Source organism: Shewanella sp. T24-MNA-CIBAN-0130, from assembly GCF_040310185.1.
Taxonomy (GTDB): Bacteria; Pseudomonadota; Gammaproteobacteria; order Enterobacterales; family Shewanellaceae; genus Shewanella; species Shewanella psychromarinicola.
This window is the reverse complement of the sequence record NZ_JBEOPP010000577.1, coordinates 1-234: the sequence shown is the minus strand read 5'-3', so window position 1 is coordinate 234 and position 234 is coordinate 1. Positions and strand designations below refer to the sequence as shown.

1 protein-coding gene is annotated in these 234 nt (G+C 42.7%); it reads left to right on the top strand.

Translation table 11 applies throughout. The features are described from left to right. On the top strand, positions 1–234 hold a 234-nt coding region (locus AAEZ02_RS23570), incomplete at both ends, for a DDE-type integrase/transposase/recombinase (RefSeq protein WP_351125682.1).

The following is a 234-nucleotide window of genomic DNA, read 5'->3' as shown; positions in this document are numbered from 1 at the left end:
TGGCTGAGCCGACAGTGTAACCCTACGACGTATAATACCCATTGGGTGGGTGATATTACCGATATAACATCACATCAGGGGTGGAGTTATTTAGCCTGTGTACTTGATTTAGGGACCAAAGAAATCGTTTGGTATGCCTTATCAAGCCAACACAATGCAGCGTTAGCGACAGAGTCATTAAATAACGCGATACAACGTCAGATGCCAAATACACAGGAGTTCATATTTCAATCA